Origin of the sequence: Paenibacillus popilliae ATCC 14706 (genome assembly GCF_000315235.1) — a bacterium.
Classification (GTDB): domain Bacteria; phylum Bacillota; class Bacilli; order Paenibacillales; family Paenibacillaceae; genus Paenibacillus_B; species Paenibacillus_B popilliae.
In genome coordinates this window covers 1-780 of the sequence record NZ_BALG01000425.1, presented here as the reverse complement: position 1 = coordinate 780, position 780 = coordinate 1, and the positions used below count along the sequence as shown (strand labels likewise).

Sequence of the window (780 nt, the reverse complement as noted above, 5' to 3'; positions counted from 1 at the left end):
GTCCAATCGCAGTATTACTCAGTATGGAGGAAAAGTGCTGCGCTAAACCCCACTTTCATGCTGGGGATGCGGCGGAAAAGCCATGATTGTTTTACAGACTCAATTTGTGCTTTGGTTTCCTCATCATTAAATGTAACTGCAACACCCCACCAATACGTATGTAAGCTTTATGCAATAACTTAACAATCCAATGAAGACCAAAACTCTTCAAAACCGTCTTCTATATACTCCCAAGTAAGTTCTACTGCCCCTTCTACTGCTTCATCTTCAAAAAATTCCTCATCTTCTTCAAGAAATTCCTTACCATCTATCCATTGATAATAATGTTGAAGTTCATGTGATAAGCTATTTAAAGTCATCAAAATGGCATCTCTACGTCCATGCTCTTTCTCCAAATCATAAAAATCCCCTGTAGCAATTCGAATATACGGCTCTTCATTTTTATCAAATCGTGCAAAAAATAAAGCTGAAGCATGTTCTTTAGTAACCGGAGCTACAACATGATAGCTTGCTTTAATATAAACAGGTACCCTTTTGGGGAAATTGTAGTGACATCGCAACCATTTTGCAAAATGAATAAACGCTTTTTTTAAAACAACAGGTACATTCTTATCACAACGTATTCGTAAACCTGTTCTTCCTTTTTTCACAAACTTCTATTTCCCACCTTTATGTTTTTTACTAGGTCAGGCCTGTTGATTAACCAACAAAATACAATTTAAGAATAGAAAAAAAGCCGCCAACTCGGTAAAATGTTTGTACCCTTACAAACGAACCGAA

At 36.5% G+C, this 780-nt stretch carries 1 protein-coding gene; it reads right to left on the bottom strand.

Annotated features, from left to right (window positions below; genetic code table 11):
- Positions 1 to 179 precede the first annotated feature (179 nt).
- On the bottom strand, positions 180 to 650 hold the full coding sequence (locus tag PPOP_RS18045) for a hypothetical protein (protein WP_006288108.1): 471 nt from the start codon (positions 648 to 650) through the stop codon (positions 180 to 182).
- Between the last annotated feature and the right edge of the window lie 130 nt (positions 651 to 780).